Below are 5,295 nucleotides of genomic sequence, written 5' to 3' on the forward strand. Positions count from 1 at the left end.
ATATTAATAGAATATTATACATAATTATTCATGTAATTAGAGGGTGATGGATATGTTCGTAACGGTTGGACCCGGACAATATCACAGAAATGTGGGTTTATTATCCGAAGCAGGTTTATACATAAAGAAGTTTGGAACCACCGCGGTTCTAGTTGGCGGAAATATAAGCCGCCAAGTCATTGAAGGGCCGCTGCGGCAAAGTTTATCTCAGCAAGGTTTAACATTGAAACATTCATTATGGTTTGGAGGAGAATCTTCACAAACCAATATTGATAGATTAGTAGAACAATTAAAAAATGAAACCTTTGACGTACTCATTGCAGCTGGCGGAGGAAAAGCACTAGATACAGTGAAAGCAGCAGCCTATTATCTGAATAAACCGTTAGTAGCCATACCAACGATTGCTGCTACATGTGCAGCGGCAACCCCGATTTGTATTCTCTATAGTGATGAAGGAGAATTCCTTGAAATCGGCCGAAATTCCAAAGTACCAGAATTAGTCTTGGTAGATACGAATGTTATTTTGATGGCACCTGTCCGATATTTAATTGCTGGGATTGGGGATACCTTGGCGAAATGGTTCGAAACCAAATGTTCAATTAAAAAAGCAGTGCCAAATGCCATTAATCAAACGGCCATTGCAATTGCTGGCCAATTATATCAAACCTTAATTCAAAAGGGAACATCGGCAGTTAGCTCGATTCATGAGCAAAACATAACGGATGCGCTAAATGACATCATTGATGCGATTATTTTAGTCAGCGGCAGCGTAAGCGGCTATGGCGGAGATGATTGCCGGACTGCAGCAGCTCATGCGATTTACTCAGGATTGACCATCTTCCCGGAAATTCACGATACTTACCATGGTGAGATTGTCGCTTTTGGGATATTAGCGCAGTTATGCATGGAAGGAACGGAAGAGCAAGAAGTAAGAACATTAATTGAATATTATCAACAAGTTGGTTTGCCTTACACATTAGAACAGATGGCAATCAAAAGCTTAACCGAAAATCAATGGAATTCGTTAGGTGAAATTACCGTTACGATTGAAGATATGGCAAACATGCCATTTGAGGTTACACCTGATATGGTCATAACATCTGTCAAAAAGGCAAATGAAATCGGTACAGGCATGTTAGCAGCAACTAAATAAAGTAATAGAAAAATAGGGGGATTTATTCATGAAAAAGTGGTTAGGTTTATTATGTGCAATCATGTTGTTAGTTGCGTTAGCGGCTTGCGGGAAAGACGAAGCATCCAGCACCAGTGCGGATAGTAAGAAATCAACGGAACCTTTAAAAGTGACACTGCCTACATGGACAGGCTATGGACCATTATTTTTAGCAAAAGAAAAGGGCTTTTTTAAGAAAAACGGAATTGATGTTGATCTTTCTATCGTAGAAGGTTTAGCGGAGCGTAAACAAGCGCTGGCTAGTGGGAAAATCGATGGGATGGCAACAGCCCTTGATGTTCAAGTCACACTTGCTGCATCAAAGATTCCTGTTCAAGTTGTTTGGGTATTAGATGACTCCCACGGCGGCGACGGTATCCTTGTTAAAAAAGGCATCAATAGTGTAAAAGACTTAAAAGGTAAAAAAGTAGCATTTGAAGTAGGTTCAACCAGTCATATGCTGGCATTAACGGCTTTAAAGCAAGGCGGATTAACAGAAAAAGACGTTGAGGTTGTTCAAATGTCTGCTGGTGACGCAGGAGCAGCATTTGCTGCAGGTAAAGTAGATGCAGCCGTAACTTGGGAGCCATGGCTATCAAAAGGTTCTGAAGCAAACGGAAAAGTATTATTATCGACAAAAGATTTACCTGGTATCATTGTTGACACCGTTAGCTTTAAGGAAGATGTCATTAAAAACCGCCCGGATGATGTAAAAGCATTTGTTAAAGCTATGGGTGAAGCAATGCAATATTGGAAAGATCATAAAGACGAAGCAGATGAAATTATGGCTAAGGGTCTAAAAATTGATACAAAAGAATTCGTTGGAACTGAAGCAGGTTTGAAGTTCTTTACAAAAGAGGAAAACAAAGATTTATTTGGTACAGAAAACAGTAAAGGTTCAATTTATAAATCAACAGAAAATGCGATTCAGTTTTATAAAGAGCAAGGTATTATAAAAACTGAACCGAAAGCGGATGAAATTATTAACCCGAGTTTTCAGTAATAAGTAGAATCTAATCCAGCCTAATATATGAGTTTCTCATATGTTAGGCTTTTTAAACAGATTGATAGGAATGGGTGAGTATGATGTTGGCAAAATTGTTTACGCCTAATAAGGAAATTCCTAAAGGGTTTTATTCAACCGCTGGGTTCGTTACTTTTATGGTATTTTTAGCGGTTTGGTGTGTCTTAACCTACGGAGGAATTGTCAATCCACTGTTTTTACCGACACCAACGGCCGTATTAACAACCGGTGTTGATTTATTGGTGAATGGAGATCTCCTCTCTGATATTGGGATCAGTTTTACAAGGGTATTAGTTGGATTTGTGGCTGCTGCCATAATCGGTATCCCTTTAGGAATATTAATGGGTTCGTTAAAAATCATGGAAGGCGCCTTCGAACCTATTATTGGATTCATTCGTTACATGCCGGCCTCTGCCTTTATTCCATTATTAATCTTATGGATTGGTCTTGGAGAACCGGAGAAAATGAGTGTTATTTTTCTAGGTACCTTCTTCCAGTTAACCCTCATGATTATGGATGTAACAAAAAATGTTCAAAATGACTTAATTGAAGTTTCTTATACATTAGGTGCAAAAAAAGGCCAAGTATTTACCAAGGTTATTTTACCGGCAGCACTCCCAGGGATTGTTGATACTTTACGAATTACCTTTGGCTGGGCATGGACGTATTTAGTTGTAGCAGAAATAGTGGGTGCCTCTAGTGGTTTAGGCTATATGATTATGCAGGCTTCTCGTTTCCTGCAGCCAGATAAGATTATAGTTGGTATTTTAATCATCGGTTTACTAGGGCTGTTGACAGATATGATCTTCAAAGCCATTTATCGTGCTTCATTTTCATGGATGAGAAAGGATGGTTTGTAAGATGGTTATCACAGCAGCAAATAATGTAGAAATGGGTAAAAATCAACCAAAAATCATAACGCCAAAGTTAGAAATTAAAGAGGTCGGCAAGGTTTTTAAGACAAAAAGCGGTGAAACGACGGCATTAGAGAAAACATCTTTTACGATAAGTGAAGGTGAGTTTGTAACGATTTTGGGACCTTCAGGGTGTGGTAAATCTACCGTTTTAAGGATAGTTGCTGGTTTGGAGGAAGCTACATCTGGAGAAGTATTACTCGATGGTCAAAAAATCAATGGTCCCGGGCCTGATCGTGGGATGGTATTTCAGTCCTATACGTTATATCCATGGTTAACGGTAAAAGAAAACATTACATTTGGCTTAAAATTACAAGGCTTATCGCAAAAGGAACGTGACGATGTTGCTCGTCATTATCTGCATTTAATTGGGTTAGAGGGATTTGAGAAGCATTATCCCATTCAATTATCAGGCGGTATGAAGCAGCGGGTTGCTATTGCACGTGCCTTGGCGAATGATCCGAAAATACTGTTAATGGATGAACCGTTTGGTGCACTGGATGCGCAAACAAGAAATATCATGCAGGAAGTCCTTTTAAAAGCTTGGGAAGAGTCGAAGAAAACGATATTGTTTATTACCCATGATGTAGAGGAATCGATTTTTCTTGCCGATTCCGTGTATGTAATGACAGCAAGACCAGGCCGTTTAAAGAAAAAGGTACCGATTACATTGGATAGACCAAGGAATTTCAGTGTTAAAGGAACCGTAGAATTTGCAGGCTATAAGGAAGAATTGTTGTCGTTAATTAGGGAAGAGAGTCTGAAGGCAATCCATTAGGCAGTTTGACAATTTAAGTCTGTCATAAGTAAGGTGGAATCTACAAAGCTAGGATGGAATTCTACAAAAATAGGAGGAATTCTACGAAGACAGCTAAGAATTCTACAAATTCAAACAGTAATTCTACAAAAATAGGAATATTTTTAAAATATTTCTTTAAGGATTAGCGGAAGGTGTTTAACAGGTGAAAATTGATTCATTTTTTTCGAATAATATAAAAGAGGCACTTAAGAATAATCCGCCAGGTGAATGGATGCCCGAGCTTCCAGAGGAATGTATCCGTTTGAGTTCGGGCTATCCTGATCCCGCTCTAGTCCCTTCACAGCAAATTAAGGAAGCCGTAGCTAAACTAATTGATGAAGAACAGGATTTACCTCTTCATTATCTTGGAAGTCCTCGGATTGAAGTGCTCAAGCAGCAAATCCAGAAGCGATTACACCAGCGTGGAATGAAGGTACATGAGCGAGAACTATTAGTAACTTCAGGAGCTTGTCAAGCGCTTGATTTAATTGCCCGTGTCATCATTGACGAGGAATCGGTTGTGGTGGTAGAAGCTCCAACATACATGGAAGCATTAGAAATCTTTCAAAATTATACCAAACAGATTATAAATATACCAGTAGATGAAAACGGACTTCAAACTAACATATTAGAAGAAGTTTTAAAGGAAAGAACCAAAAAAAGTCTACCATTGCCCAGCATTTTGTATACAATTCCTACTGCGCAAAATCCCACTGGGACAACCATGGATATGGAACGCCGAAAGCATTTGTTAAAATTGGCAAGCGAATATAATTTTCTCATTTTAGAGGATGATGCATATGGGGAACTTTCATTTGGCGATAGTCCAACCCCGTTAAAAGCAATTGACACTGAAGGAAGAGTCCTTCACGTCGGCTCTTTATCCAAGGTGGTTGCTCCAGGGATGCGGATAGGCTGGATAGCTGGCAGTGAGGAATTCATTACAGCATTTGCTTGGTTTAAAAAAGATTTAGATCATCCATTTGCACAGGCATCAGTGGCCTCGTATTTAGTGGAAATTGATTTTGAAGAACGGCTTAACATGTTAAAAGAGGTATATAGGAAGAAATGTGATACATTAATCAATGCACTTCAGCTATATTTTCCTGAATCGGTTACTTGGTATATGCCTAGCGGTGGTTATTTTGTTTGGGTTCATATTCCCGGACTAGACTCCTCGGAATTGTTAGAACGCTCCCTAGCAAAGGGCGTGTCTTTCATTCCTGGGGAATACTTCTTCTTAAAACCACAGGATGGAACTGAATTTTTCCGGCTCTCGTTTTGTTTTGAAGGCCAAGATGAGATGGTGGAAGGGGTTCAAAGATTAGGACAGGTAATTACAGAATACTTAAATGCCTCATTATTAGAATAAACAAGGGGATATTCC

At 39.2% G+C, this 5,295-nt stretch carries 5 protein-coding genes; all 5 read left to right on the forward strand.

Annotated features, from left to right (window positions below; genetic code table 11):
• Positions 1-52: 52 nt before the first annotated feature.
• The 5 genes from V7266_RS24695 to V7266_RS24715 all read left to right on the forward strand — a co-directional run bounded on the left by V7266_RS24695 (position 53) and on the right by V7266_RS24715 (position 5,280).
• Positions 53-1,153 carry an iron-containing alcohol dehydrogenase family protein gene (locus tag V7266_RS24695; RefSeq protein ID WP_335471832.1) on the forward strand — a complete coding sequence of 367 codons (1,101 nt, stop codon included), beginning with the start codon at positions 53-55 and terminating at the stop codon, positions 1,151-1,153.
• Positions 1,154-1,181: 28 nt separating this feature from the next.
• Positions 1,182-2,174: an ABC transporter substrate-binding protein gene (locus V7266_RS24700; RefSeq protein ID WP_335471835.1), complete on the forward strand. Its 993-nt coding sequence runs from the start codon at positions 1,182-1,184 to the stop codon at positions 2,172-2,174.
• Between the two features lie 80 nt (positions 2,175-2,254).
• Complete coding sequence (locus V7266_RS24705) at positions 2,255-3,055, forward strand: ABC transporter permease (RefSeq protein WP_335471836.1); 801 nt, start codon at positions 2,255-2,257, stop codon at positions 3,053-3,055.
• Between the two features lies 1 nt (position 3,056).
• Complete coding sequence (locus V7266_RS24710; RefSeq protein ID WP_335471837.1) at positions 3,057-3,887, forward strand: ABC transporter ATP-binding protein; 831 nt, start codon at positions 3,057-3,059, stop codon at positions 3,885-3,887.
• A gap of 184 nt (positions 3,888-4,071) precedes the next feature.
• On the forward strand, positions 4,072-5,280 hold the full coding sequence (locus V7266_RS24715) for a PLP-dependent aminotransferase family protein (protein WP_335471839.1): 1,209 nt from the start codon (positions 4,072-4,074) through the stop codon (positions 5,278-5,280).
• Positions 5,281-5,295 lie beyond the last annotated feature (15 nt).

The organism is Neobacillus drentensis, assembly GCF_036965645.1.
Classification (GTDB): domain Bacteria; phylum Bacillota; class Bacilli; order Bacillales; family Cytobacillaceae; genus Neobacillus; species Neobacillus drentensis_D.